The 25,990-nt window shown below is 74.6% G+C and carries 19 protein-coding genes, 5 tRNA genes and 1 pseudogene; 11 read left to right on the top strand and 14 right to left on the bottom strand.

From position 1 onward, the window contains the following. Positions 1–232 precede the first annotated feature (232 nt). Positions 233–3,127 (top strand): glycoside hydrolase family 9 protein, encoded by a 2,895-nt coding sequence (locus ACPFP2_RS20235; RefSeq protein WP_424090729.1) that lies wholly within the window; start codon positions 233–235, stop codon positions 3,125–3,127. 55 nt (positions 3,128–3,182) lie between these two features. Here ACPFP2_RS20235 and ACPFP2_RS20230 read toward each other — a convergent pair whose 3' ends face one another. Beyond that, the gene (locus tag ACPFP2_RS20230; RefSeq protein WP_424090728.1) at positions 3,183–4,136 is read right to left on the bottom strand and encodes a DUF559 domain-containing protein; all 954 of its coding nucleotides are present in this window, start codon (positions 4,134–4,136) and stop codon (positions 3,183–3,185) included. A 122-nt stretch (positions 4,137–4,258) separates the two neighbouring features. On the opposite strand from ACPFP2_RS20230, the gene ACPFP2_RS20225 reads away from it, so the two are divergent. Next, positions 4,259–4,780 carry a DUF488 family protein gene (locus tag ACPFP2_RS20225; protein ID WP_424090727.1) on the top strand — a complete coding sequence of 174 codons (522 nt, stop codon included), beginning with the start codon at positions 4,259–4,261 and terminating at the stop codon, positions 4,778–4,780. A 99-nt stretch (positions 4,781–4,879) separates the two neighbouring features. Here ACPFP2_RS20225 and ACPFP2_RS20220 read toward each other — a convergent pair whose 3' ends face one another. The 3 genes from ACPFP2_RS20220 to bioB are packed head-to-tail and all read right to left on the bottom strand — an operon-like array spanning position 4,880 to position 6,627. Further along, complete coding sequence (locus ACPFP2_RS20220; RefSeq protein ID WP_424090726.1) at positions 4,880–5,386, bottom strand: GNAT family N-acetyltransferase; 507 nt, start codon at positions 5,384–5,386, stop codon at positions 4,880–4,882. Between the two features lie 4 nt (positions 5,387–5,390). Then, a complete protein-coding gene (locus ACPFP2_RS20215) occupies positions 5,391–5,624 on the bottom strand; it encodes a hypothetical protein (protein WP_424090725.1) in 234 nt (77 codons plus the stop codon). A gap of 7 nt (positions 5,625–5,631) precedes the next feature. Then, positions 5,632–6,627 carry a biotin synthase BioB gene (bioB, locus tag ACPFP2_RS20210; protein ID WP_088978133.1) on the bottom strand — a complete coding sequence of 332 codons (996 nt, stop codon included), beginning with the start codon at positions 6,625–6,627 and terminating at the stop codon, positions 5,632–5,634. 194 nt (positions 6,628–6,821) lie between these two features. Between bioB and ACPFP2_RS20205 the strand changes: the two genes are divergently transcribed. Continuing rightward, the gene (locus ACPFP2_RS20205; RefSeq protein ID WP_424090724.1) at positions 6,822–7,958 is read left to right on the top strand and encodes an 8-amino-7-oxononanoate synthase; all 1,137 of its coding nucleotides are present in this window, start codon (positions 6,822–6,824) and stop codon (positions 7,956–7,958) included. 52 nt (positions 7,959–8,010) lie between these two features. Then, entirely contained in the window at positions 8,011–8,715 is a 705-nt protein-coding gene (gene bioD, locus ACPFP2_RS20200; RefSeq protein WP_424090824.1) for a dethiobiotin synthase, read from the top strand. Positions 8,716–8,734: 19 nt separating this feature from the next. Here bioD and ACPFP2_RS20195 read toward each other — a convergent pair whose 3' ends face one another. Together ACPFP2_RS20195 and ACPFP2_RS20190 are read right to left on the bottom strand one after the other, a co-directional pair. Then, entirely contained in the window at positions 8,735–9,898 is a 1,164-nt protein-coding gene (locus ACPFP2_RS20195) for a cytochrome P450 (protein ID WP_424090723.1), read from the bottom strand. 9 nt (positions 9,899–9,907) lie between these two features. Next, positions 9,908–10,576 (bottom strand): class I SAM-dependent methyltransferase, encoded by a 669-nt coding sequence (locus ACPFP2_RS20190; protein ID WP_424090722.1) that lies wholly within the window; start codon positions 10,574–10,576, stop codon positions 9,908–9,910. A 179-nt stretch (positions 10,577–10,755) separates the two neighbouring features. Here ACPFP2_RS20190 and ACPFP2_RS20185 point away from each other — a divergent pair, with 179 nt between their 5' ends. Continuing rightward, entirely contained in the window at positions 10,756–11,583 is an 828-nt protein-coding gene (locus tag ACPFP2_RS20185) for a hypothetical protein (protein ID WP_424090721.1), read from the top strand. 46 nt (positions 11,584–11,629) lie between these two features. Here ACPFP2_RS20185 and ACPFP2_RS20180 read toward each other — a convergent pair whose 3' ends face one another. Next, entirely contained in the window at positions 11,630–14,566 is a 2,937-nt protein-coding gene (locus ACPFP2_RS20180) for a M36 family metallopeptidase (RefSeq protein WP_424090720.1), read from the bottom strand. A gap of 224 nt (positions 14,567–14,790) precedes the next feature. Between ACPFP2_RS20180 and ACPFP2_RS20175 the strand changes: the two genes are divergently transcribed. Continuing rightward, entirely contained in the window at positions 14,791–15,972 is a 1,182-nt protein-coding gene (locus ACPFP2_RS20175) for an alkane 1-monooxygenase (RefSeq protein WP_424090719.1), read from the top strand. A gap of 165 nt (positions 15,973–16,137) precedes the next feature. Here the strand turns inward: ACPFP2_RS20175 and ACPFP2_RS20170 are convergent, their stop codons facing one another. Together ACPFP2_RS20170 and ACPFP2_RS20165 are read right to left on the bottom strand one after the other, a co-directional pair. Further along, the gene (locus tag ACPFP2_RS20170) at positions 16,138–16,719 is read right to left on the bottom strand and encodes a TIGR03086 family metal-binding protein (RefSeq protein WP_424090718.1); all 582 of its coding nucleotides are present in this window, start codon (positions 16,717–16,719) and stop codon (positions 16,138–16,140) included. 80 nt (positions 16,720–16,799) lie between these two features. Beyond that, the gene (locus ACPFP2_RS20165; RefSeq protein ID WP_424090717.1) at positions 16,800–17,402 is read right to left on the bottom strand and encodes a TetR/AcrR family transcriptional regulator; all 603 of its coding nucleotides are present in this window, start codon (positions 17,400–17,402) and stop codon (positions 16,800–16,802) included. 354 nt (positions 17,403–17,756) lie between these two features. Here ACPFP2_RS20165 and ACPFP2_RS20160 point away from each other — a divergent pair. The 3 genes from ACPFP2_RS20160 to ACPFP2_RS20150 all read left to right on the top strand — a co-directional run bounded on the left by ACPFP2_RS20160 (position 17,757) and on the right by ACPFP2_RS20150 (position 18,021). Beyond that, positions 17,757–17,829, top strand: a tRNA-Gly gene (locus ACPFP2_RS20160). Positions 17,830–17,863: 34 nt separating this feature from the next. Continuing rightward, positions 17,864–17,934, top strand: a tRNA-Cys gene (locus ACPFP2_RS20155). A gap of 12 nt (positions 17,935–17,946) precedes the next feature. After that, positions 17,947–18,021: transfer RNA gene (locus ACPFP2_RS20150), tRNA-Val, on the top strand. A gap of 53 nt (positions 18,022–18,074) precedes the next feature. On the opposite strand, the gene ACPFP2_RS20145 is transcribed toward ACPFP2_RS20150, so the two are convergent. From ACPFP2_RS20145 to ACPFP2_RS20135, 3 genes are all read right to left on the bottom strand, one after another. Next, positions 18,075–21,374, bottom strand: coding sequence for a M48 family metalloprotease (locus ACPFP2_RS20145; protein ID WP_424090716.1), 3,300 nt, complete (start codon positions 21,372–21,374; stop codon positions 18,075–18,077). After that, on the bottom strand, positions 21,371–22,027 hold the full coding sequence (locus tag ACPFP2_RS20140; RefSeq protein ID WP_424090715.1) for a hypothetical protein: 657 nt from the start codon (positions 22,025–22,027) through the stop codon (positions 21,371–21,373). Before ACPFP2_RS20140 ends, ACPFP2_RS20145 begins: the two co-directional genes overlap by 4 nt. Positions 22,028–22,189: 162 nt before the next feature. Next, on the bottom strand, positions 22,190–22,429 hold the full coding sequence (locus ACPFP2_RS20135) for a DUF6458 family protein (protein ID WP_424090714.1): 240 nt from the start codon (positions 22,427–22,429) through the stop codon (positions 22,190–22,192). Between the two features lie 162 nt (positions 22,430–22,591). Here ACPFP2_RS20135 and ACPFP2_RS20130 point away from each other — a divergent pair. Beyond that, positions 22,592–22,664 (top strand) — tRNA-Gly (locus ACPFP2_RS20130). Positions 22,665–22,673: 9 nt separating this feature from the next. Beyond that, a tRNA-Val gene (locus ACPFP2_RS20125) sits at positions 22,674–22,748 on the top strand. Positions 22,749–22,800: 52 nt separating this feature from the next. On the opposite strand, the gene ACPFP2_RS20120 is transcribed toward ACPFP2_RS20125, so the two are convergent. Further along, positions 22,801–25,464 carry an MXAN_6230/SCO0854 family RING domain-containing protein gene (locus tag ACPFP2_RS20120; protein ID WP_424090713.1) on the bottom strand — a complete coding sequence of 888 codons (2,664 nt, stop codon included), beginning with the start codon at positions 25,462–25,464 and terminating at the stop codon, positions 22,801–22,803. A gap of 251 nt (positions 25,465–25,715) precedes the next feature. After that, a pseudogene (locus ACPFP2_RS20115) lies at positions 25,716–25,990 on the bottom strand (hypothetical protein); the annotation flags it as partial.

Here is a 25,990-nt window from a genome sequence, read left to right as displayed (position 1 = left end):
TGAGGCACGGTGGACGGCGTGTCGCTGTAACGCGTACGGCACGTCGGACGCTGCCTTCGGCGCGCTGCGGCCTTCACAAACCGGTGACGTCCAGATTACATTGTCGACCATCCATGGGAGCGCTCCCGAGCCTCTTCTGGACCCCCCACCACCACAGCCTCCGGCGGCGGTCACCACCTCCGACAGCCCGTCCGGTGACCGCCGCCGGAGGCGTCAGCCACAGGAGCTCGCCATGCGCCATCCCGTCCGGCCGCCGCTGCGCGGCAGACCCTGGCTGCGCCGCGTCCTCGCCGCCGGCGCCGCACTGACCAGCGGCCTGGCCCTGGCCGTCGCCGCCCCGACCGCCGCGACCGCCGCCCCGGTCGACGACGCCGCCGCCGCGCCCGCCTTCAACTACGCAGAGGCGTTGCAGAAGTCGCTGCTCTTCTACGAGGCGCAGCAGTCCGGGAGGAAACCCGCCTGGAACCGGGTCTCCTGGCGCGGCGACTCGGCGCTCACCGACGGCGCCGACGTCGGACTCGACCTCACCGGCGGCTGGTACGACGCCGGCGACCACGTGAAGTTCGGCTTCCCCATGGCGTTCAGCACCACCATGCTGGCCTGGGGCGCGGTGGAGTACCGCGACGGCTACGTCGCCTCCGGCCAACTCCCGCACCTGCTCAACAACCTGCGCTTCGTCAACGACTGGTTCGTCAAGGCGCACCCCGCGCCGAACGTGCTCTACGGCCAGGTCGGCAAGGGCGACGACGACCACAAGTGGTGGGGGCCGGCCGAGGTCATGCCGATGGCGCGGCCCGCGTACAAGATCGATGCGAGCTGTGGCGGCGCGGACCTGGCGGGGGAGACGGCGGCCGCGATGGCCGCGTCGTCGATGGTCTTCCGGCCCACCGACGCCGCGTACGCCGACAAGCTGCTCGGCCACGCGAAGCAGCTCTACACCTTCGCCGACACGGTGCGGAAGAACTACCACGAGTGCATCACCGACGCGACCAGCTTCTACCGCTCCTGGAGCGGCTACCAGGACGAGCTGGTGTGGGGCGCGATCTGGCTGCACCGGGCCACCGGCGACGCCGCCTACCTGGCCAAGGCCGAGAGCGAGTACGACAGGCTCGGCAACGAGAACCAGACCAGCACCAAGTCGTACCGGTGGACCATCGCCTGGGACAACAAGCAATACGGCGCGTACGTGCTGCTGCACAAGCTCACCGGTAAGCAGAAGTACCTCGACGACGCCAACCGGTGGCTGGACTACTGGACCGTCGGCGTCAACGGGGCGCGGGTGCCCTACTCGCCCGGTGGCATGGCCGTCCTCGACTCCTGGGGCGCGCTCCGGTACGCCGCCAACACCAGCTTCGTCGCGCTGGTGCACAGCGACCACATCACCGACGCCAACCGCAAGACGCGCTACCACGACTTCGCCGTCCGGCAGATCAACTACGCGCTCGGCGACAACCCCCGCAACTCCAGCTACGTCATCGGCTTCGGCACCAACCCGCCGAAGAACCCGCACCACCGCACCGCCCACGGCTCCTGGTGGGACAGCCAGACCGTGCCCGCCGAGACCCGGCACGTGCTCTACGGCGCGCTGGTCGGCGGCCCGTCCGCGGCCAACGACGCCTACACCGACAGCCGGTCGGACTACGTGATGAACGAGGTCGCCACCGACTACAACGCCGGCTTCACCTCCGCCCTGGTCCGGCTCACCAAGGAGTACGGCGGCAGCCCGCTCACCGGCTTCCCGACCGCCGAGACGCCGGACATCGACGAGCTGACCGTGGAGACCACGGTGATGCAGGCCGAGCCCCGGGCCACCGGGCTCAAGGCCATCGTCTACAACAGGTCCGCCTTCCCGGCGCGGGCGCTGACCACGGCGAAGTTCCGCTACTACTTCCGCCCCGACGGCACCGGACCGGTGCAGGTCACCCCCGGCTACACCCAGGGCTGCCCGTCGCCGTCGACCGCTCGCCAACTGTCCGGTGACATCTGGTACGTCGAGGTCGACTGCACCGGACACACCATCGCCCCCGCCGGTCAGTCGCAGCACCGGATGGAGGTCCAGTTCAAGATCGGAGTGCCGGAGGGCGGCACCTGGGACCCGACCGACGACCCGTCGTACCAGGTGACCGCCGGGCCGAACCGGGCGGTGCCGCTCTACCACGACGGCACCCGGGTCTGGGGCGCCGAGCCCGGCCCGGCCACCCCGGACACCACCGCCCCGACCACGCCCGGCACGCCCGTCGCCTCGGCGGTCACCTCGACCGGGCTCACCCTGACCTGGCCGGCCTCCACCGACGCCGGTGGCAGCGGCCTGGCCGGTTACGAGGTCACCCAGGCGCAGGTGGGCAGCGACGCGCTGCTGCTGCTCCCGGCGTCGACCAACAGCCTCGCGGTGACCGGGCTGACGCCGGAGCGGACGTACCAGTTCTCGGTGCGGGCCCGCGACGGGGCGGGCAACCGGTCCACGGCCTCGCCGACGGTGTCGGTGACCACCCCGGCCGCGCCCGCGCCGGACACCACCGCGCCCACCGCGCCCGGCACCCCGACCGCCTCGGCGGTCACCGCCACCGGGCTGACCCTGAGCTGGCCGGCGGCCACCGACAACGTCGGGGTCACCGGCTACCGGGTGTACCGGGAGGCCGGCGCGACCGACACCCTGGTCGGCTCGCCCACCACGACCACGCTGGCGCTGACCGGCCTGACCCCCGCGACGACCTACACCCACTACGTCGTCGCGGTGGACGCCGCCGGTAACACCTCGGTGGCCTCCGCACCGGTCACCGTGACCACCGCCGACCCGCCGACCGGCGGCACCTGCAAGGTCGCCTGGACGAGCAGCGACTGGAGCACCGGCTTCACCGCGAACATCACCGTCACCAACACCGGCACCAGCACGATCAACGGCTGGACGCTGGCGTTCACCTTCCCGAACGCCGGGCAGAAGGTCGGCCAGGGCTGGTCGGCCACGTACGCCCAGACCGGCACCGCGGTGACCGCCACGAACGTCTCCTACAACGGGACGCTCGCACCGGGCGCGTCCACCAGCTTCGGCTTCAACGGCACCCACACCGGCACCAACCCGAAGCCGACCGCCTTCACCCTCAACGGCGTCGCCTGCACCGTCGCCTGACCCGTCCCTGATCTTGGCGAGTTGTCGTTCGACGCGAACGGCAACTCGCCAAGATTCACGTTCCGGGGCGCCAGCCGGCGGCGGTGAGGGCACGGTGGAGGGTGTCCGCCACCTCCTCGGGGCGGGTGCGGACCAGCCAGGCGGGGAAGCGCAGGATGCGGTCCCCGGTGGTCCACACGTCGTTCTGTCGTCGCATGTCGGCCGCCCAGTGCCGGACGTCCATGTGGTGCGCGCCGTCGACCTCCACGTGCAGCCGCCACTTGCGCCAGTACGCGTCGAGGAACCGGACCCGGCCGGTGGCGTCGGCGCGCCGGTGCTGCAGGTCCGGCCGGGGCAGGCCGTACCGCCGGCACAGCGTCAGGAAATCCAGCTCGGACAGGGCTTCCGCCCCGCCGGCCACGTCCGCCGTGGTCCGCCCGATCAGCTGCCGCCGCCGCGCCCGGGGCAGCGTGTCGAGCACCGCGATGATCTCCTCCGGCACCACCCGACGCTGCTGGCAGGCCGAGGCGAGCAGCGAGCGGGCCTCGTCGTCGCTCCGGGCCCACCCGGCCCCGTCCACCACGGCGCGGGCCGTCGTCGTCCGGGGCGGCCTGGCCGGTTGGAGATGGGCGTCGGGCAGCACCGTCGTGCGATGCGCCACGACGGCCGGCATGTCGATCGGCAGCCGGCGCAGCAGCGTCGCCACGTGTCGGCCGGCCGGCACCAGCACGTGCAGCGGCTCGGCCCGAAGCCCTCGTACGCCCGCCTCGGCGGCGGTCACCCCGGCCAGCACCGCCCGTGGCCCGGCGGCAAGGACCGCCACCCACAGCTGTTGGTCCCGGCTCAGCCGCCCGTTGCCGGTGAGGACGATTCCGCGGCAGATCGATCGCCAGCGTCCCGACCGGACCAGGCCGCGGACGACACCTTCGGTGAGCAGCCGGGTGACCTGGGCGGTGGTCACGACACCGGACTGTTCGAACGCCAGCCAGTCCAGGGCGTCCGCCCCGTCGGCGGGAAGCACGGGCAACACCCGCCCCAGTGTGCCCACCGCACCGACCGCGCGTTGCCCTGTCCACAGGCGCCTCGAAGATCTTGGCGAGTTGTCGTTCGACGCGAACGGCAACTCGCCAAGATCTCAGGCAGCATGGACGGATGTTGCTGACCGTGGGGCACGGGGCGGCCGGCCGGGAGCGGTTGGGGGAGTTGTTGACCGGGGCCGGGGTGGCGCTGGTCGTGGACGTGCGGCGGTACCCGGCCAGCCGCACCAACCCGGACGTGCGACGGGAGGAACTCGAGGACTGGCTGCCGGCGGCCGGCATCGACTACCGCTGGGAGCCCCGGCTCGGCGGCCGGCGGCACACCCCCGCCGGCGCCCCCGAACTGGACACCTGGTGGACGGTCGCGGCGTTCCGGGCGTACGCGGCGTACACCCGGACCCCCGACTTCACCGAGGCGCTGGACGACGTGCTGTCCGACGCGGGCACCCGGTGCACGGCGGTGATGTGCAGCGAGAGCGTCTGGTGGCGCTGCCACCGCCGGCTGATCGCCGACGTCGCGGTCGTCGGCCACGACGTGCCGGTGCAGCACCTGATGCCGGACGGCCGGCTCGCCCCGCACCGACCGGCCGACGGCGCCCGCCGCGGCCCCGACGCCACCGTCCACTGGGACGGCTGACCCTCGGCCCCCGAGGCCCGGACGGTGCCGGCCCCCGAGGCCCGGACGGTGCCGGCCCCCGAGGCCCGGACGGTGCCGGCCCCCGAGGCCCGGACGGTGTCAGTCCGCCAGGTCGCCGGCGAGCAGGTCCATCAGCAGGCCGTCGTGCCAGGTGCCGTCCTCGGCCCGCTCGTAGCGGCGCAGCACCCCGACCGGGCGGAAGCCGACCTTCGCGTACGCCCGGATCGCGGCGGTGTTCGCCGCCGCCGGGTCGATGACGAGCCGGTGGTGCCCGTGGTCGTCGATCAGGTGACGGGCCAGGGTGCGGATCGCGTCCCCGCCCAGGCCCGCCCCGCGCACCTCCGGGTCGAGGAAGACGTCCAGGCCGGCGTGCCGGTAGTCGGGGTCGGTCTCGGCGTACCACTGGATCGCACCGACCACCCGGCCGTCGTGCTCGATCGCGTACACGGTCAGGTCGGTGTCGGCCAGGTCGGCGCGGACCGCGGCGACCAGGTCGTCACCGCCGCGCCACCACCGGCGGACCTCCGGGGTGGCCCGGATCGCCGCGAGGGCGGGCACGTCCGCGTCCGTCACCGGACGCAAGGTCACCGACCGCCCCCGCAGCACCGTCTCAGCCCCGGATCTCGCCGTGCTCGACGCAGGCCGCCGACCAGCCGACCGGCAGCACCTGCACCTTCATCCGGCGGCGGCAGTGCGCGCAGTAGCGCGGCGGCTCCAGGACGCGGGCCGCCGCGCACGTCGCGTGCCCGCCGGTCGCCGCCTCCCCGCCGCACCGGTCGCACCAGGGCGGGGCCGTGGCGTCGGCGTGGTCGGTCGGCCGCACGGGCTCGGCAAGCTCGGTCACCGTCGCCTCACAGGGTCGCCGACAGCGCCTTCACCGGCATCTTCAGGTCCTCGAGCAGGTCGAGGTCCGCCGTCGCCGGTCGGCCCAGGGTGGTCAGGTAGTTGCCGACGATCACCGCGTTGATGCCGCCGAGCAGCCCTTCGCGGGTGCCCAGGTCACCGAGGGTGATCTCGCGGCCGCCCGCGTACCGGAGGATGGTGCGCGGCATGGCCAGCCGGAACGCGGCGATGGCGCGCAGCGCGTCCTTGCCCTCCACCACCGGACGGTCGCCGAGCGGGGTGCCCGGCCGGGGGTTGAGGAAGTTCAGCGGCACCTCGTGCGGGTCCAGCTCGGCGAGCTGCGCGGCGAACTCGGCGCGCTGCTCCACCGACTCGCCCAGGCCGAGGATGCCGCCGCAGCAGACCTCCATGCCGGACTCACGGACCATCCGCAGCGTCTCCCAGCGCTCCTCCCAGGAGTGCGTGGTGACCACGTTGGGGAAGTACGAGCGGCAGGTCTCCAGGTTGTGGTTGTAGCGGTGCACGCCCATGTCGACCAGCTCGTCGACCTGCTCCTGGCTGAGCATGCCCAGCGAGGCGGCGACCTGGATGTCGACCTCGGCCTTGATGGCGGCGACACCCTCGCGCATCTGCTTCATCAGCCGGGCGTCCGGGCCGCGCACGGCGGCCACGATGCAGAATTCCGTCGCCCCCGTCTTCGCGGTCTGCTTCGCCGCCTCGACCAGCGAGGGGATGTCCAGCCAGACCGAGCGGACCGGGGAGGTGAACAGCCCCGACTGCGAGCAGAAGTGGCAGTCCTCCGGGCAGCCGCCGGTCTTCAGCGACACGATGCCCTCGACCTCGACCTCCGGGCCGCACCACCGCATCCGCACCTCGTGGGCGAGCTGGAGAGCGGCGGGCAGGTGCTCGTCGGGCAGGTTGAGCACGGCGAGGACACCGGCCTCGTCGAGGCCGACGCCGTTCTCCAGCACCTGGGTCCGGGCCTGGTCGAGGATCTCTGGCATGGCTCGTACCCTACAAGGCCCCCAGGCGGCCGGGAAACGCCCACGTCGGGCCCGCACCCGGGTCGCCGCCAGGCCCGTGTCGCCACCGGTGCGGTGGGCCGCGCCACGCCGCGAAGCGCCGGCCGGGTGGTAATTTCGCCCGGCGGCGCGCCGATTGCGGCACGCCGGTGACCGGGCGGAGGGAGGCGGTGACGGTGGCGGACTGGTTGGCGGCGCTGGACCGTCGGGCCGGGCTGCGCGCCAAGGCCGGGCTGACCCGCACGCTACGCCCCCGGGCCGCCGGTGACGCCGTGGTCGACCTCGCCGGCAACGACTACCTCGGCCTGGCCACCCACCCCGAGGTCACCGCCGCCGCCGCGCGGGCGCTGGCCGCGTACGGGCTGGGGGCCACCGGGTCGCGGCTGGTCCGTGGTTCCACCGACGCCCACCACGCGCTGGAGGACGCCCTCGCCGACTGGCTCGGCGTCGACCGCGCGCTCGTCTTCTCCTCCGGCTACCTGGCCAACCTCGCCGCCGTCCGGGGCCTGACGCAGCCGCGTACCCTGCTGGTCTCCGACGCCCACAACCACGCCTCGCTGATCGACGGCTGCCGGATCTCCGGCGCGGAGACCGTGGTCACCGCGCACGCCGACGTCGACGCGGTGGCCGCCGCGCTCGCCGCCGCCCCCGGTCGACCGGCCGTGGTGGTGACCGAGTCGGTCTTCTCCGTCGACGGCGACCTCGCCCCGCTGGCCGACCTGCACGCCGTGGCCCGCCGGCACGGCGCGCTGCTGCTGGTCGACGACGCGCACGCGCTCGGGGTGACCGGGCCGGGCGGCGCCGGCGGGGTGGCCGCGGCCGGTCTCGCCGGTGAACCCGACGTCGTGGTCACCGCCACCCTCTCCAAGGCGCTCGGCGGCGCGGGCGGAGTGGTCGCCGGTCCCGCGGAGTTCGTCCGGCACCTGGTCGAGACGGGTCGGACCTTCATCTTCGACACCGCACCGCCCCCGGCGGTCGCCGCCGGCGTGCGCGCCGCCGTCGAGCTGGCCCGAGCCGGCGACGACCTGCGCGCGGAACTGGCCGACCGGGCCGCGCTGGCGGTCCGCCGGCTGGCCGCCGCCGGCCTGACGGTCTCCGTCCCGGACGCCGCCGTGGTGTCGGTGACCGCCCCCGGCCCGGAGGCCGCCACCGCCTGGGCCGCCGACTGCCGCGACCGGGGTGTCGCGGTCGGCTGCTTCCGCCCGCCGTCCACCCCGGACAGCCGCTCCCGGCTGCGGCTGACCATCTCCGCCGGGATCCCCCGGGCCGACTTCGCGCGGGCGTTGGACGTGATCGTGGAGTGCGCGCCGTGAGCGCGCCGGCTGGGGTGGAGGTGCTGCGGTGACCACGCCGTGGAAGGGAGCGGTGCTGGTCACCGGCACCGACACCGAGGTCGGCAAGACCGTGGTGACGGCCGCGATCACCGCGGCCGCGCAGGCCGCCGGCATGCGGGTCGCGGTCGTCAAGCCGGGCCAGACGGGTACGGCCACCGGGGAACCCGGCGACGTCGACTCGGTGACCCGGCTCGCCGCCCCGCTCACCGGGCGGACCCTGGCCAGCTACCCCGACCCGCTCGCCCCGCTCGCCGCGGCCCGGGTCGCCGAGCTTCCGCCGCTGGAGCTGTACACCGCCGTCGACGCGATCCGCGCCGAGGTCGACAAGCACGACCTGGTCCTGGTCGAGGGGGCCGGCGGGCTGCTCGTGCCGATGGGGCTGCGCCCCTCCGGCGAACCGTGGACCGTTGCCGACCTGGCCGTCTCCCTCGGCGCTCCGGCCGTGGTGGTGGCCCGCGCCGGCCTCGGCACCCTGAACCACACCGCGCTCACCCTGGAGGCGTTGGAACGCCGGGCGATCCCCGCCGGGGTGGTGATCGGCGCCTGGCCGGCGGAGCCGGAGCTGGTGCACTGGGCCAACCTGACCGAGCTGGTGCCGAACCTGCTCGGCGCGCTGCCGGCCGGCGCCGGGGCGATCGACCCGGGGGTGTTCCGCCGCTCCGCGCCCGGCTGGCTCACCCCCGCCCTGTACGGGGTGCTCGACGACTGGCGGGCCTGGGCCGAGGACGCCGGCTGAGCACCTGACCTCCGTCGGGTCAGCCCCGCCGCACGACGAACGTGTCCGGCATCCGGAAGGTGAGGTTGTCAGGGCACCAGGGCGGGCGGACCACCCGCACCCCGTCGAGCAGCGCCGCCGCCTCGGTCACCACGACCGCCGCCTCCATCCGGGCCAGTTGCGCGCCCACGCAGCGGTGCGCCCCCGCGCCGAAGGCCAGGTGCCGGCGTGACCCGCGCTGCCCGGGCAGGAACCGTCCCGGCGCGGCGACCACCTCGGGGTCGCGTCCGGCGCGGGCCAGCCAGAGCACCACGCTGGTCCCCGCCGCGACCGCCGTCCCGCCCAGCGTGGCGTCGACCGCGGCCACCCGCCGCCAGGTCACGATCGGCGGCTCCAGCCGCAACCCCTCCTCGACCACGTCGGCGACCGCCACCGAACCGGTCCGCAGCCCGGCGCGGACCGCCGGCTCGGCGGTGAGCCGGTGCAGCAGCAGGGTGAGGAACTGCGAGGTGGTCTCCTGGCCGGCCACCAGCAGGAAGAACAGCGCGCCGACCACCACGTCGGGGGAGTGCCCGTCGGCGCGCAGCGCGGCGGCCAGCCCGCCCCCGGTGCCGGCGAAGTCGCGCAGCACCGTGTGGAAGCGCCCCACCTCGGCGGCGAGGGCGAGCTGCCGGTCGGTGTCCAGCGGGGCCCAGAACAGCTCCAGCGCCGCCCGGGCGAAGTCCTTCACCGCCCCGACCGGGGCGTCCGGCAGCTCGACGAGCCGGGCCAGCACCAGCAGCGGCAGGTCGGCGGCGAGGTCGGCGTACAGGTCGACCGGCTCCCCGGCGTCGAGGGCGGCGGCGAGCCGGGCCACCCGCTGCCGGACCAGGCCGGTCAACCAGGGCTGCTGGGCGGCCACCCGGCTCGGGTGCAACGCCTCGGCGACGACCGCCCGGATCGCCGGGTGGCTGGCCGAGGAGTTGTTGGCCAGGGTCGGCGGCAGCCGGAACCGGTGCCCGGCGAGCACCCGCAGCGCGGCCACCGGCAGCGGGGTCACCGCGTCCAGGGCGTTGTCGGGCCGCCAGGTCACCGGGTCGGCGAGGACCTGCCGGACCAGCGCGTGCCGGGTGACCACCAGATGGTCGACCCCGACGTGGTCGGCGACGACGGCCAGGTCCGGCCACCGCTCGTCGACGGACTCCCCCCAGCCCCGGAACAGCACGCCGTCACGCTAGCGGGCGGCTCCCGGCAGGGCGGCGTCCAGCTCCCAGACGGTGGTGTGCTTCACCCGTACGCTCTCCAACGCCTCCGGCACCGGCACGTCGTACGCGGCCAGCTCGCGGAACCGGTCGCGGGGCAGGAACGCCCGGCCCGGGTCACCCACCAGCACCCGGGCCCCGGACCGGGCGGCCCGGAGCAGGAAGCGCAGCATCCGCCGCGCCATCGCCTCGCTGTAGAAGACGTCCCCGGCGAGCACCACCTCGGCGTCGCCGGCGTCGCCGTCGAGGATGTCGCCGAACTCGGCGTCGACGCGTACCCCGTTGGCCTCGGCGTTGAGCGCGACGGCGGCCACCGCCCGCTCGTCGACCTCGACGGCGCGGACCGACGCCGCCCCGGCCCGGGCGGCGGCGATGGCCACCAGGCCGGAGCCGGAGGCCAGGTCGAGCACCCGGCGGCCGGCCACCAGGTCGGGGTGGTCGGTGACGTACCGGGCCAGCCCCTGCCCGCCGGCCCAGGCGAACGCCCAGAACGGCGGCGGCTGGGCGCTGCGGAACTCGCCCTCGGTCAGTTCCCAGAGCCCGATCGGCTCGTCGGCCTGGTGCAGCCGCACCTCCGGGACGAAGGCCACCGGGGTGAGACGGGCGTGCAACAGGACGAAGGCGGTGGCGAGATCGGACACCCGTGGATTGTCCCCCGGTGCCGTTCCCGGGCGTGTCGCGGGTCGGCGGTGACCGGTTCACCACTGTGCGTGACAACCCGTCCCAAGATTCACGGCTCGTGCGAACACGCCCGTCTACCCGCTTCCGTGTACCGCTCATAGCGTGGCGGGTGGACGGGACCGACAGAAGGAGGACGACGGTGGCGACGGTGTGGCGCAACGCGATGCGGCTCGGGGTGGTGCTGGCCTGCCTGTCGGCGACAGGGCTCGCGGCCCCCGCACCGGCGTTCGCCGCCTTCGCCACCGAGCTGAGCGGACTGCCCGCCGAGTTCACCGCCGGCGACGAGGTGCGGACGCTCTCCGCGGTGGTCTCCCGCACCGATCCCGGCGAGTGCGTGAAGGTCCGCTGGTCGATGGTGCTCACCGTCGAGGGTCTGCGGCTGGACCAGGTGAAGATGGACCGGGTCGAGGACTCCGGCATCTTCCCCCTGCAGATCCAGACCGAGGGGGCCGTGGCCCGGCTGACCGACCGTCAGCTCGACCCGGGCACCCTCTGCCCGGACCGGACGGTCACCGCCCGTTACCGGGTGGCCTTCGACGCCGACGTCACCCAGGGGCGGGTCACCCTCGCCGCCGAGGCGTACGACCCGAACCTGCGCCTGCTCGCCCGGCGCAGCGCCACCCGCAACGTGGTCGGCCCGGACGCGACCGCACCGGCGAGCACCCGCGCGCCGGAGCCGGCCGAGTCGGAGGCGGCCGTCGAGGAGTCCGAGGCGGCCGACGAGGCGGCCGAGCAGACCGAGGAGGCGGTGGCCGAGGTGCCGCCCGCCGCCGGCCGCCCGACGTCCGGCAGCGCGACCGGCGGGTTCGGCGTGGTGCAGGCGGCCTTCCTCCTCGGCGGGCTGCTGCTCTTCCTCGGCGCCGGCCTGCTGCTGCGGCTGCGGCAGTTGACCCGCGAGTCCAAGCGGGGCGAGGAGGGCGGCCTGCCGTTCGAGCGTCCCCGCCGCTGGACGCCGGCGCGCCGCTGATCGGGGGCCGCCGGGGTCGGGTGGGGCCACCCGACCCCGGCGGGGTTCACTTCGAGAACACCTGGAACTCGGCGATCCGGACCTGGTCGCGCGCCGGGCTGGCGGTCGCGCAGTCGGTCGTCGTCGCCGGGTCGTCGTCCTGCTCGCCGGCGTACGCCGGACCGCCGGTGCACTGGCTGGCCAGCACCTCCAGCTTGACGTGGGTGGCGAGCGTGGTCGGCACCGGGAACGCGCGCAGGTTCACGTCCCGGGTGTACGCCCGGTACCTGCCTCCGGGGAAGGCGTCGTCGGCGCTGGTGAAGATCCGCGTCCAGCGGGCCGGGTCGGCGCAGTCGGTCCTCGTCGCGTCGCAGGTCCACACGGCGAACGCCCGCAGGGCGCTGAGCGCGTTCTGCCCGCCGGTGTCGGCGTCGCCGGTGATCGCCGGCCGGAGCATGGCGCTGACGTTCACCCGCTTGACCACCTGCGGGGCATCGCCGGGCAGCGCCACGGTGACGCCCCGGCCGGCCACCCCGGTCAGCGAGGCCCAGTTGGTGGCCTCGGTGTCGTCGCCGATCCGGTCCAGGTTGACCCCGTCACCGGTGATCACCGCCCCGGAGGCGGTGGACGCCAGGTTGCGGCTCAGCCGCAGGTCGACGTACCCCTGCTTGCCCTCCTTGGCGACCACGCTGAGCCGCTGGTGCCCGAAGCCGGGCGCCACCGCGAGCAGCCGGTACGTCCCGGCGACCGCCTCGAAGGTGTCCGGCAGTTCGGTGGCCGGGTCGGTGTCGGCCACCGGGGTGGCCCGCGCCTCGTAGTCGCCGACGTAGAGCCGGATCGGCGCGTCGGCGCTGTCGCCCTTGGGGCGCAGGGTCAGCGTCGCGTTGCCGCCCGTCGGGCTGGCGAAGCTCGGCGTCGGGTCGGTGTCGGTGGCGCCGTTGGTGGCGGCGTCCCGGCCCATCCCGGAGCGGGCGAACTCGGTCCAGATCAGCTCCTGGTTGGCCCCGCCGAAGCGCAGCCGGTCGGCGGTGAGCAGGTTGTCGCGCATGTCGAGCATGCTGACCTGGCTCGCGGCCTGGAGCAGGAACGAGTCGAAGACCAGCTGGATCCAGCGCCGGTTGCCCGGGCACTGCTCCGCGGCGACCTTGCCCAGCGCGCAGTCGAGCTGCCGCTGCGGGGTGCCCAGGCCGTACCTCTTGACCAGGGCCGAGCGGATCCGGAAGTTGGTCGCGCTCCAGATCTCCCCGTCGGCGTGCACGCCGGGGCCGGCGGTGTTGTAGCCGACGTCGGAGTAGTTCAGCGGGCTGCGGCTGAAGTCGTGGTTGCGGATGCCGCTGACCAGGTTGCCGGTGACGTACCCGCCGGTGACCCAGGGCGTCTCGCCGGGGGCGCGCAGGCCGTGCTGGTAGAGGTACTCGGCGGCGAGCAGGTCGCTCCACGACTCGCCCATCGCCCCGCCCTGGAGGCCGCCGATGCCGCTGTCCGGGCCGGCGATCATGCGGTTGGTGATGGCGTGGGTGTACTCGTGCCCGATCACCGTCATGTCGTAGTCGCCGTCGACGCACGGCGGGTACGGGCCGCCGGCCTGCGGCTGCCACAGGTACATGTTGGTGGTCGGCGGCAGGCCGTCGCGCGGGGTGCCCTGGTTGGCGTTGTTCCGGTTGCCGCTCAGCGCGCCCTGCTGGGCGCGGCCCTGCTCGGCGTCTCCGCCGAGGCCGGCCCCGCTGACGTTGACCGCCTGGAGGTTCCAGGTGGCCTCGGTGAAGCCGAGGTGCCAGGCCCAGTCGTGCATCCGGTTGTGCATGGCGAAGAGGTTGGCGACGGCGGCGTCGGCGTCGTTGCGCTGCGCGGAGGTGAAGACCGCCGGGTTGCAGCGCGCCTGGTGCCACTGGTCGGTGAACGGGTACTCGTAGCGCCGCTGCGGGCTGGCCGTGGCGGGCAGCATCGGACTGCCGGCGCCCCAGGAGACGACCGTGTTGGCGGAGTTGCCGCGCGACGTGCCGGTGGGCGTGCCGGTGGCCAGGTCGACGTCCCAGTGCTTGCCGCCGGCCGGGTCGTGGAACACCGCCGCGCAGTCCGGTCCGGGTTCGCCGCACCAGCGCACCCGGGGGTCCTGCCCGGGCGCGAGGTCGCTCGGCGGGGTGGCCGGGTAGACCGCCCAGCTCGGGTTGTCCGAGTCGAAGTCGACCAGGTCCTCGCGGACGAGCACCTGGCCGGTGATGCCGTCGACGTAGGTGGTGAAGGCCGCCGGGTGGTCGCTCTCCGCGCCGATCAGGGTCACCTCGTACGCGGCCCGGTTGCCGTCGCGCGGGGTGGGCACGGCGACCGGGCGGACGCTGTGCCGGGCCACCGCGCCTTCGTCCAGGCCGGCGTCGGCGAGCGCGGCGGCGTACGCCTGCTCGCCGGTGAGGGTGGCCGGGGCGGGTGCCGAGGCGTCGCGGGCGAGCGAGGAGCTGACCGAGACCACGGTGCCGTCGACCACCGCGACGGTGACCAGGCCGTCGTGGCCGGCGGGCAGGTCGCCGAAGCGCTGCCGCAGGGTGACCACCGCCCCCTCGCCGATCGGCCGGACCAGGAGCCGGTCCATCGCGGCGACCGCGCCGGCGTCCAGCCCGAACAGTTCGTGGTTGTCGGCGAGGTAGCGCCGGGCGGCGGCCTCCGGGTCGGCGGGCAGCCCGGTGGCGAGCGGGGCGCGGGCCGGGCCGAGCGCGTGCGGGGTGCCGAGCCGGTTCCACCGCACGTCGGCGTCGACCTGCCGGGCGAGGCCGCGCTGGCGCGCGTCGGGCGCCGCCGTACCGGGGCGGTTGTCGACGTCGGCGGCCTGGTGGCTGTCGTCGGCGAACGAGCCGGAGCGGCCCGGTTGCGCGGCCGACGCGTCGCCCGGGGCCGCCGTGGCGCTGGTGCCGCCGGGCAGCAGGGCGGCGACCACGGCGGCGGCCGCCAGTACGGGGACGAGCCGGCGTCGGCGCCGGCTCGTCCATGATGTCCACTCCGGTCTGGGCACGTGACCTCCTCGTGGGAGCGGGGGCCGGCGCGGCGCCGACCCCGGGGCAGGCGCGGTTACGCATGCGCATCTGTGGATACCAGGCGGGACTGGTGCGGGCAAGGTCGCCGGTGACGGTAGGTGTCGCTGGTGTCACCCGACTCGCTTTACAAAAAAGCCCCTCTTGTAAATCGACGTGACCGGTGCCACAGTCGGGGGGCAGCCCGACAGATCGGAGGTTGGCGATGACCCACGGCACCGCCGCGACGGCCGGAACCGTCGCCTGGCGCGACACCCGCAAGCCGCTCTGGCCGCTGGCCCTGCTCGTCCCGGTCCTGCCCTTCCTGGGCTTCCTCACCTGGCGGGGCACCGGTGACGCCTGGGCCTGGTGGCTCACCCCGCTGGTCGTCTTCGGGCTCATCCCGACGGTCGACCTGCTGATCGGCGACGACCGGCGCAACCCGCCCGACGAGGCGATGGCCCGGCTGTCGGCCGACGGCTACTACCGCTGGCTCACCTACCTCTGGCTGCCCGCCCAGTACGCCGCCCTGGTGCTCTGCTGCGCCGTCTTCGCCGGCGGCGAGCTGTCCTGGATCGGCGCCGCCGGACTGGTCGCCACCGTCGGCGTGGTCGACGGCATCGCCATCAACACCGCGCACGAGTTGGGACACAAGCGCGAGACGGCGGAGCGCTGGCTCTCCAAGATCGCGCTCGCGCCCACCGGGTACGGGCACTTCCACGTCGAGCACAACCGGGGCCACCACACCCGGGTCGCCACCGGCGAGGACCCGGCCAGCTCGCGGCTGGGGGAGAGCTTCTGGGCGTTCTGGCCGCGTACCGTCGTCGGTGGCCTGCGGTCGGCCTGGCGGCTGGAGGCGAGCCGCTTGCGGTTGCGCGGCCGCAGCCCCTGGACGTGGCGCAACGACGTCCTCAACGCCTGGGCGATGACCGTCGTGCTCTACGCCGTGCTCGCGGTCGCCTTCGGCCCGGGGGTGCTGGTGTTCCTCGCGCTCCAGGCGGTGGTCGGCTTCTCCCTGCTGGAGGTGGTCAACTACCTGGAGCACTACGGGCTGGCCCGGCAGCGCACCGCCGCCGGCCGCTACGAGAAGGTCGATCCCCGGCACAGCTGGAACAGCGACCGGACGGTCACCAACGTCTTCCTCTTCCAGCTCCAGCGGCACAGCGACCACCACGCCAACCCGCTGCGCCGCTACCAGACCCTGCGCAGCTTCGACTCCTCACCGCAACTGCCCGCCGGCTACGCCACCATGGTCGTCGCCGCGTTGGTGCCCCCGCTCTGGCGGCGGGTGATGGACCACCGGGTGCTCGCCCACTACGGCGGCGACCTCGCGCTGGCCAACGTCCACCCACCGGCCCTGCGCCGGCTGCGGGCACGGCACGGCCGTCGCCCCACGGCCTCCTCCTGAGGTACGCCCCGCCGCCCGCCGACCCCTCCTTGCGCAGACCGAGTGCTCCGTTCGCGGCGTGTCGCGGTGTCGGCGGGTTCGGACGCCGCGACACGCCGCAAACCGCAGCGGCGCGGTGCCGGCGTGCCCGCCGTCGGGCCGCTCGGGTGGGGCAGTCCGGTGGGGTCAGTCCGGTGGGGTCCAGTCCGGATCACGGCCGAAGGCGGCGATGAGGCGGTCCTGCTCGTCGGCGTCCGCCGGCACCGACGTGCCGGGCCGGGTCAGGTCCGCCTGCCGGTAGTCCGTCGCCCGGGCGGCGAACCAGCGGGCGCAGGCGGCGACCGCCTCGTCGTCCAGGCGCGGGTCCGCGCCGATCGCCACCGCCAGGTCCCATCCGTGTACGAGGTGCTCGGCGACGAGCTGGTGCAGGTACTCCCCGGCCGCCGTCTCGCCGGCCGAGAGGTGCACCGTCGTGTCCAGCGCACCGGGGTGCGTCGCGGCCACCTCGGCCTGGGACGCCGCCTGCCTGGCGGTGCTTACCGGGTCGTCGCCGAGCTGGTCGCCGTCGAAGCGGTCGCCGATCTCGGCGACCGTCCGGCCGGCGAGCAGCGGCACCGTCCACCGGTCCTCGGCCACCACGTGGTTGACCAGGGTGCGTACGTCCCAGCCCGGGCAGGGCGTCGGGTCCGACCACTGCGCCGGGGCCACCTGCTCCACCCGGTCGATGAACTCGGCCAGGCTCCGCCGGTACGTTTCGAGCAGGTCCATGCCGTCGATTGTCCGGCTGTTCGTGCCGGTCCGGGCGGTTTTGCGACCCGGCCGTCGGATCGACCCCGCCATGCCTACCGTCAGTCGAGCTGGCTCGGGTCGAGGCCCAGCTCACGAGCGGCGACCAGGCGGATCCACTCGCCGACCTGACGGCGGGTGATCACCCGCTCGTGCACCGCCAACTGGACGGCCAGGCCGTCCATCACCGCGTTGATCCGCCAGGCGGCGCCGGCCGGGTCGGCGCATTCGAAGGTGCCGGCGGCCACCCCGTCGGTGATCACCGCGGCCAGGTCCTGGCGCCAGCGCAGGTCGAGCCGGCGGCAGACCTTCTCCAGTTCCGGGGTGCGCAGCGACTCCGCCCATCCGTCGATCCACATCGACCAGGAGATCGACCGGCCGGCGGGGGTGTAGAGCCGCAGCAGTCGGCGCAGCTTGGTCAGCGGCGGGGCGGAGGACCGGACCACCGTGTCCAGCCGGGCCAGATCCTGCTCGACCGCGTACGCGAAGGCCTGGGCGAGCAGCCGCTCCTTGGTGGCGAAGTGGTAGAACACCAGGGCCTGGCTGACCCCGGCGGCCTGCGCCACGTCGGCCGTCCGGGTGTTGGCGAGTCCACGCTCGACGATCACGTCGCAGGCCGTGCGCAGCAGGGAATCCAGGCGGACATCGGCGGCACGTCTCGTCACGCCGGTTACGGTAACCCATCGACGTGAGCACAGCGCGTCACCGAACCGGCCGGTCGTGCTCTCGACAGTCGGAAGCCGGACAGCATCGTCCCGGCTTCATGGTCCGCCGCGCGGGGCCGCTCGACCTGCCGGCCGGCGGCTGAGACCTGCCGTGTCGGCGGTTGCGGAGCTGCCGTGCCGGGACCGTCGCCTCGACCCCGCCCACCGCACCTCACCACCCAGTCTCCTAGGAAGCTCAAGGGAATGTGGTGGTGGTGACAGCGCCAGGTGACGCGCCGGAGTCACCCCCGAGTTGGCACTTGTCCGACGGCTCGGCTAAAGTTCTCATCCGTCACCGGGTACGCCCGGAGACAAGCGGACGTAGCGCAGCTGGTAGCGCATCACCTTGCCAAGGTGAGGGTCGCGGGTTCGAATCCCGTCGTCCGCTCGGAGCTGCCGCCACGCATGACGGGGGCAACCTCGGTGGGGTGGCCGAGAGGCGAGGCAACGGCCTGCAAAGCCGTGTACGCGGGTTCAAATCCCGTCCCCACCTCGGTACGAGCACGGGCGATTGGCGCAGTGGGAGCGCGCTTCCTTGACACGGAAGAGGTCACTGGTTCAAACCCAGTATCGCCCACCAGCAACGAAGGGTCGGTCCTCCGGGACCGGCCCTTCGTCGTTCCATCAGCCGCTTCACCGTGGCAGGGCGGACACCACCCGGGTCAGCGTGTCGCGCAGCAGCGCCTCGTCGAGCGGCTCCCCGACCGCGGTCATGGAGACAGTGACCAGGGTGTGGTCCACCCGTACGGTCGCCTCGGCCAGGCGACCCCGTATCGGAGTGCCGGACACAGTCGATATGTCGTAGTCCATCCGCCATGCCTGATCACCCAGGTCCGGGGCGCTGCCCGGATGCACCTCGTAGACCAACTGGAAGCCGGTGTCCGAGGTGGTCGTGGTGAACCGGGGGCAGGCGATCCGTTGCCGTTCGGCGTCGCGCAGCACCGACTCCGGCACCGGCGTGGCGTACGAGGTGACGCCGACGTACAGGGTCGTCGACGCCAGCCGGCCACCGTTGGTCAGCGGCAACCCCGCCGACGCCCGCTCCTGCGGCTCGAGCGCCTCCCGGTACGCCCCGATGCCCAGAGACTCGCACCCTGCCGGGTCGTAGTGGGATTCGGCCGAGGAGTCCTCCTTGTCCTCCGCCTTGCGCTGCCACCGGGGTGGTAGCCCCCGCTCGGCCGCCTCGACGGCAGCGGTCGCCTCGCCGGTGGTCAGCGGGCGTCCCGGACCGGCCGGCGGTGGGTCGGCCGGAGCGGACGCCGACGGCCGGGGCGTGGCGGTCGCCACGCTCGCCGGCTCCTCGAAGGCGTACGCGCCCCGCGCCGCCAGCCCGCCGGCGCTCAGCAGGAGCACCAGCAGGGCGGCCGACCAGGCCCGTCGAGCCGTCGCGCCGACCGTCCCGGCCCGGGCCGGGAGCCGCCGGGCCAGCGCGGAGGCGGCGACGACCGCCACGCCCGCCAGCAGAGCGGCGAGCGCGCCCTCGACGGCCAGGGTCCGCAGCAACCCGAGAGCCCACGGCAGGTCGTCGGGCGGGGCGCAGGTGGACCTGGTGAACCGGAACGCTGCCACGCAGCCGCCGAGCGTCTGCGCCCCGACGACCGCCACGGTGGCCAGCACGGCGACGATCATCGCCCCGAGCTGCCCGAGGACCAGCCCGAGCGGGCGGCCTCGGACGGCCAGCACGCCGCCCACCACGGCCTGCACGAGCGTGACCGCGGCGAGCTCCGAGTAGTAGAAGTAGCCGGAGAAGTCGGCCGCGCCGGCCCGCTCCGGCGCGAACAGCCGGACCGCCGCGCGGGCGGCGAGCAGCGCGACGGCGAACCCGGCGACCCCGAGCAGCGCCATCCGCAGCGTCGCCCGGACGCCCTCGCCGATGCGGGGGTCGTCGGCCGGCGGATCCGGGCGGGTGCGCGCGGGGTCGGCGGCGGCCACGGCGGCCGGATCGTCCGTGACGTCGGCGGTCGTCCGGTCGTCCGCCGGGGTGGCGGTGCCGGGCCGGTCGTCCCCCGGGCCGGTGGCCGTCGTGGTGGGCCGGTCGTCCGCCGGGACGGCAGTGGTGTCGGGGACGGCGTCGTGCGTCGGCGACGCGGGGGTGGGCGTGCGCCGCCACCAGGGCAACCCGGCGGCGAGCGGGTACAACCAGGCCACCGCCAGCGCGGGCACCGCCAGGGACCGGCCGCCGAAGATCTCGAGCGGCGGGTAGAAGAGGGTCAGCAGGGAGAAACCCGGCCCCTGCCAGATGTCGACGCCGACACGGGCCAGGTCGGTCGCGCCGACGCTGTAGAGGTGACCCACCAGGTGAGGGACCGTCCGGGTGTCGAACCAGATCGCGATCCACACGGCGAACGGCACGGCGGTGACGACGACGCCGGCGCCCCACGCCCACCGGCCGGTCGCCCCCCGCGCCGACCAGGACCGGGCGGCAGCGGCGAGGACCCCCGCCTGCGCCAGCATCCCCCCGGTCAGCAGCAGCGCCGCGACGAGGGCGGAGTCCACGCCGTAGCCGCCCATGACGGGAGCCGCGCCCAGCGGGACCCGGCCACCGGTCGACGACGTGCCGAAGAACCCCCAGGTGCCGGCGTAGGTGGCGAGCGACGCCACGTCGCCGACCAGCCAGCCGAGGCTGAACCCGAGGGTCGCCGTGATCAGCCTGCCGATCCGGTCCGCCGGTGAGCCGGGTGACTGCCAGGTCCGCCAGGCGAGCGCGCCCAGGATTCCGGTGACCACGGGCGCGACGATCCACGCGGCGGCCAGGGAACCCGTGGGGCCGGCGTCAGGCAGGGCGATCCGGGCGTAGTGGGACAGGCCGGTGAAGGCGACCATCGTGGTCAGGCCGGCCCCGAACAGCTCACCGAAGCGGGGCCGGTGCACCCGCGGTGGATCGTCGATGGCGGCCAGTCGGGCGGCGGTGGTGGGGTGCACGCCGTACCGGCCGAGCCACCGTCGCCACCCCCGGGCGGCCCGCCCGACCGCCGTCGTGACGGCCCGCCGTAGGTCCGGTCCGACGCCGAAGTCGGCGGCCCGGGCGTCGGCGTACGTCTCCCGGGCACGCAGCACCGCGTTGCGGGCGAGGTACACGATCGCGACAAAGAGCAGCGCGCGGACGAGCCCGTGCACCGCCGTCGCCCCGTAGCCGGCGACGTCCCACGGCAGGTACTCGTCGATGACGTCGTCGTCGGTCCACGGCGGCCGGCTGGGATCGGACAGGACGGTGGGGTACAGCGAGAGCAGGACCAGCGGGACCAGCGCCACCGCGACGAACGCCCGCCAGAGCGCCACCACCGCGTAGGTCAGGTCGACGTCCCGGTTGCGGACGTGGGCCAGCTCGTGCAGCACGACGGCCCGGAACGCTCCCGGGTCGATCACCGCCAGCGGCGCCAGCCCGGCGTTGATCCGCACCGCGTACCGGCCGACCCGGCCGAAGGCCAGCCCGCCGGGCGCGCCGGCCGCCGGGTCGAGCAGGAAGGCCGGCGGCCGGTCCAGGCCGGCGACCGTGCTCAGCCGGGTCAGTTCGGCGTGCAGCCGGGGAAACGCGTCGGCGGTGATCTCGACCAGTCGCCCCCGGCGGCGGATCCACCACGGGGTCGCCAGGTGCAGGACCGCCGCGACCGCCAGCAGCACGACGAGGCCGACGAGCACCCAGGCGGCCCGGGGCCGATCGAAGGGGGCCATGCAGGCGACGAGTTCCTGCTGTGCCCGTTCGCTGGCGGCGACGTACGTGTCGACGTCCGCGTCGGGGGCGGGCAGAGCGTGCTGGTACGCCTCCGCGCAGCGGACGGACGTGACGGTGCCGGCGGCGCTGTTCCCGGGTGGCAGGGTGTAGAGAAAGCTGAAGGCGTACACGCCGGTGCCGAGCACAGCGGCGACGAGCGAGGCGAAGCGCAGCGTCGTGCCGGACACCACCGGGCGGGGTGCCGCCGCGCGCACGGTCACCCGTCGACGTGCAGGGCGCCGACGACGGCGTCCGCGATCAGGTGCGCCCGATCCTCCTCCACCCCGGCCTGCCGGCACCGGGTCACCACCAGTTCCCGGATCCGCCGCACGTCGACGGGCGGGACAGCGGGCACGGCGTCGCCGTCGCGGGGCGCGTCCGGCCCGGCCGTGCGGACGGCCTCCGGCTCGGTCACGATCCCTGCTCCGGCGGCCTGCGGCTCGGCGGCGGCCTGCGGCTCGGCGGCGGCCTGCGCTCCGAGGGCTGCCAGCGGCTCGGTGGCGAGGGCGTCCTCCGTCGCGGCGGTCAGCGTGTCCGGCGTGTCGTCGCGCCGCCTGCCGAGGAGGCGGCGCAGCCGGTCGCGTACCTCGATCGCGCCGACCGCCTCCAGTGCGAGGTGGCGGACCACCTCCGCGCTGATCCCCAGCACCAGTGGGGTGAGCAGGGCGGCGGCGGCCTCGATGCCGAAGCCGAGCATCCGGTCGCGGCCGTCGCCCGGCCCGGTCAGCCGCCCGGGGTCCCGCCGGTACGCGTCGCGGACGACACCGAAGATCTCCGTCTCCTCGGGGGCGACCTGTCGGACCACCCGGCGGGCCAGTTCCTCCGCCGCCTCGTCCTCTGCTGTCAGCAGTTCCGTTTCCCGACGACCGTCCACGAGCGGGATCGTACCGACGGTCAGCAAGGTGTGACTGTCAGGTTTCCATCGTGGACCAGCGGTACGTACGCACGCCGGCCACCGGGGTCCCGGTGGCCGGCGTGGAGTCGACCGGTGTGCGGGGGCGGACCGTTCAGCTCCGGCGGCCCCGTCCCTGGTCGGTCACAGCGGCGGGGCGACGTCCCGTCGCTCCTCGACCCGCCGGTACTCGACCGGCTCGGCCGTGGTGACCACCTCGCGGCGGCGGCTCCAGAGCAGCGCCGTGATGACGAGGCCGAGCAGGCCGGCCGCCATGAGGATCCAACCGACGACGTCGAGGTTGACGCCACCGACGCTCGCGTCCAGCGCGAAGGTCAGGATCGCGCCGACCGCGAGCAGGAAGATGCTCGTTCCGATTCCCACGACAGCCTCCTTCAGGGGGATGTGGTGTGCTGTCGAGGAGAGTCAGTACCCCGTGGTTGACCAGCGCAATCACCCGGGCCCGACGGAATCGGCGGGGCGGGCGCAGAGGCGATCTTGGCATCGGGTAGAGTTCTGTCCGTCGCCGGGGGAACCGGGCGGCACGCGGACGTAGCGCAGCTGGTAGCGCATCACCTTGCCAAGGTGAGGGTCGCGGGTTCGAATCCCGTCGTCCGCTCTCGACCCCGGGCGATTGGCGCAGTGGGAGCGCGCTTCCTTGACACGGAAGAGGTCACTGGTTCAAACCCAGTATCGCCCACCAGACCGCGAAGCCCCGGCTCACGACGAGCCGGGGCTTCTGTCGTACCCGGGGGTCAGTCCACCGGCGCGAGCTGCGCGACCAGGTCCGCGGCGGTGTGCCGCCGGACCCGGGCGGTGTCCAGGCCGTCGGGGTGCAGCGCGTAGACCCGGGCGGCGTCGCGCACCGGGGCGTCACCGCGCACCAGCGCCGCGAACGTCGCCGGCTGCGACTGCCCGCCGGACGTCTCCTCCGCCGGCCCGAGGTGGGTGAGCCGGGCGGCGAAGTCCCGCAGGCTCTCGCCCGGCTGGCGGCGGTAGGTGCGCACTCCGTCGGCGCGGACCTGCACCAGGTCGGCGCGGGCGGCGGCATGCCAGCACGCCACCTCCCACAGGCTCGGCCGGAACCCGCCGTCGAAGTACCCGTCGGCGGCGACCGCGAGCTGACCGAGCCGGTGCGAGTAGCCGGCGACGCTGTGCGTGGCCCCGCTGCCGGCGAGCGTCACGTCGAGCCAGCGCAGCCGGCGACGCTCCAGGTCCACCAGGAGCGGGGTGGCGACCTTCTCCGCACCGGTCAGGTCGAAACGCTGCTCCACGTGCTTCGGCCGGAACGGCGCGCCGCCCCGGCGGAAGAGGCCCCGGCCCGTGCCGTCCGCGCCGGGCGGCTCGCCCATGAACCCGGCGAACGCGTCGGTCAGTTCCTCGAACGCCACGTCGTTGTAGCTGAACACCACCATGACCAGGTACCGGACGCCCGCGGCGCGCAGCCGGGCCACGTCCAGGTCGACGAACTCGCTGGCGCCCAGCGGTGCGGGCGCCGAGGTGAGGTCACCGGAGTGCACCGCGGCCCGCCCGCCGAACCGCAGCCGGGTGTAGTCGCAGAGGCCGACGAACCGGCCGGTGTCGTCGTACAGGGCCACCGACAGGTCCAGGTCGACGCGGGTGCCGGCGGGTTCGGTCCAGTGCAGGAAGAGCCGGACCACCGCCCCGGGCGGCAGCGGCTGGACGCTGCCCCGGGGCAGGGCGACCAGCGCCGCCGAGGCGGTCCGCTCGGCGAACGGCGCGACCAGGTCGGCCAGGCCCGCGTCCAGGACCGCCACCGGGGTACGCGGCCGTGCGGCGGCCCGGCGCAGCAGTTCGTCGGTGAGCAGCAGCTCCAGTTCCCCGCCCAGTTCGGCGGGGAGGCGGTCCCGCCGGTCCGGCTCGGTCCACAGCCGCGCGCCGCCGGCCGCCGGGAAGTACAGGCGCGGCCGCGGGCCGTGGGTCGCCGCCCGTACCGCCGACAGCGCCGCCAGCAGCACGCCGGGCGCGACCCGGGTCGCGGCGTCCGCGACGGTGAGCAGGAAGGCGGTCTCGTCACCGGGTCGGGCGACGAACCGGGCGGCCAGCATCACGGTACGGCGCAGCAGTTCGCCGGGACGCCGGGCGAGCAGGGCGAGGGCCCGGTCGTGGTCGCCGCCGCGCAGCGCCGTCTCGGTGCGCGAGCGCCAGCCCCGGTGCCGCAGCCGACCATCGTCGGAGACGACGAGGTCGGGGTGGGCGTCGGCGAGCGGGCCGAGCGCCGCGCCCAGCTTCGAGGCCGGGTCGACCACCGTACGACGGAGCACGGCGAAGCCGAGCGCCGCGTGCGGGTGGCGGGCCGGCTCCTCGAACGGGTGCAGGTTCTCCGCCGTGCGCAGCCAGGCGTTGCGGTGCCGGTGCAGGTCCTCGATCAGGGTCGCGAGGGGCAGCGCATCCATCCGGCCGAGCACCAGCCGGCGCAGCCGGCGCGGCAGCGAGGTACGCCGCTGCGGCGCGCGGATCAGGTGGACGTCGCCGCCGTCGCGCAGGTACAGCAGGCGCAGCAGGTCGGTGGCGGTGGTGACGTGCCGGGCCAGCAGGTCGGGCAGCCGGTCGGCCAGGCGCGGGTCGGCGAGCAGCCGGTGCAGGACGTGGGCGCGGGTGGCGCGTACCTCGATGGTGTCCGGCAGCCAGCCCAGGTCGGCGTGGCCGATCCGGTCGAGCAGCGCGTCCAGGTCCGTGGTCTCCTGCGCGGTGAGCGGGGTACGGCGGGCCAGCAGGGCGGCGACCGTGTCGTGCAGGTCGTCGTCGAGGTGCTCGGAGAGTTCCAGCAGCACCCATCGCCGGGGCAGGGCGGCGGTGTCGACCGGCTCGCCGCGCGGCACGGCGCGTCCCGGACGCCAGGTGGCCTCGTCCAGGTGGGCCAGGGCGTGCCCGGTGCGGCGGTGGCAGATCGGGCAGGCGGTCCAGGTCTGCAGGTCCCAGCAGGCGGTGCAGACCGCGTGCCCGCACGGGTCCACCGGGTGGACCGTGCCGGCCTCGCCGCAGAGCACGCAGGTGGCCTGCAACGGCTGGGTGAGCAGGGCGAACATCCGCAGCACGTACAGGTCGTCGGTGCTGGCGGGCACCCGGTTCGGGAAGTCCTTGAACAGCGGCAGGTGCGGCACGTGCGCGCCGACCAGGGTGGCGAGGCCGGTGAGCAGGGCGGAGCCGAGGGCGGCGAGCCGGGCCGGTTCCTGCCGGCACAGGTACGCGCGCAGCCGCACGCCGACGACGTAGCCGAGGCTCAGCGCGTCGGCCTCCAGCGCCCGTACCCCCGTCTCGGCGGGGAGGGGAGTGCCACGCTCACGCCGCTTCGGCCCGGCCAGCAGTCCCGGCGCGACCAGGCCACGGCGCAGCAGCGCCAGCGCGGCCGGGTCGGTGGTGGGGTGAGCGGGGCGGGTCGAGCGGATGAGGCGCACGGCTGACTCCGGCGTGGGCGAGGGGCGGTCCGGCTCGGCCCGTGGGTCAGGGCGGGCCGGTGGATGAGGGCGGGGACGGAGAGCGGACGGGCTAGACCATTCAGCGTGGGAAGAGAAGGAAGCGCGCCCTGGAGCCGCCCCCGCCGCCCCGCAATCTAGAGATCATCCGGTGGTGTGGACAAGTGGTTATGGATACGCCGCTGGCCGGCACCCCGTTGTGGGGTGCCGGCCAGTATGCGTGTGTGGGTGGGTCAGCTGTTCCAGTGCTCGGCGACGAGGTCGGCGGCCTGCTGCTCCCACTGGGCGTAGTGGTCCGGGTAGGCCGAGACCTGCACGGTCTGGGCGGCCTTGGTCAGCGGCATGTCCTGCCAGCCGTCGACCTGCTTGAGGCCCTTGAGGAAGGCCAGGGTGGAGTACTCGGGGTCGGTGATCTGCTCGACCGTGCCCCAACCACTGGAGGGGCGCTGCTGGAACAGGCCCTGCGAGTCGTGGTCGTTGCGGTCACCCAGGTGACCCAGGTTCTCCA

It is taken from the genome of Micromonospora citrea (assembly GCF_049629545.1).
Classification (GTDB): Bacteria; Actinomycetota; Actinomycetes; order Mycobacteriales; family Micromonosporaceae; genus Micromonospora; species Micromonospora citrea_A.
Note: the sequence above shows the minus strand (reverse complement) of the source record. Positions and strands in the feature narration are given on the sequence as shown.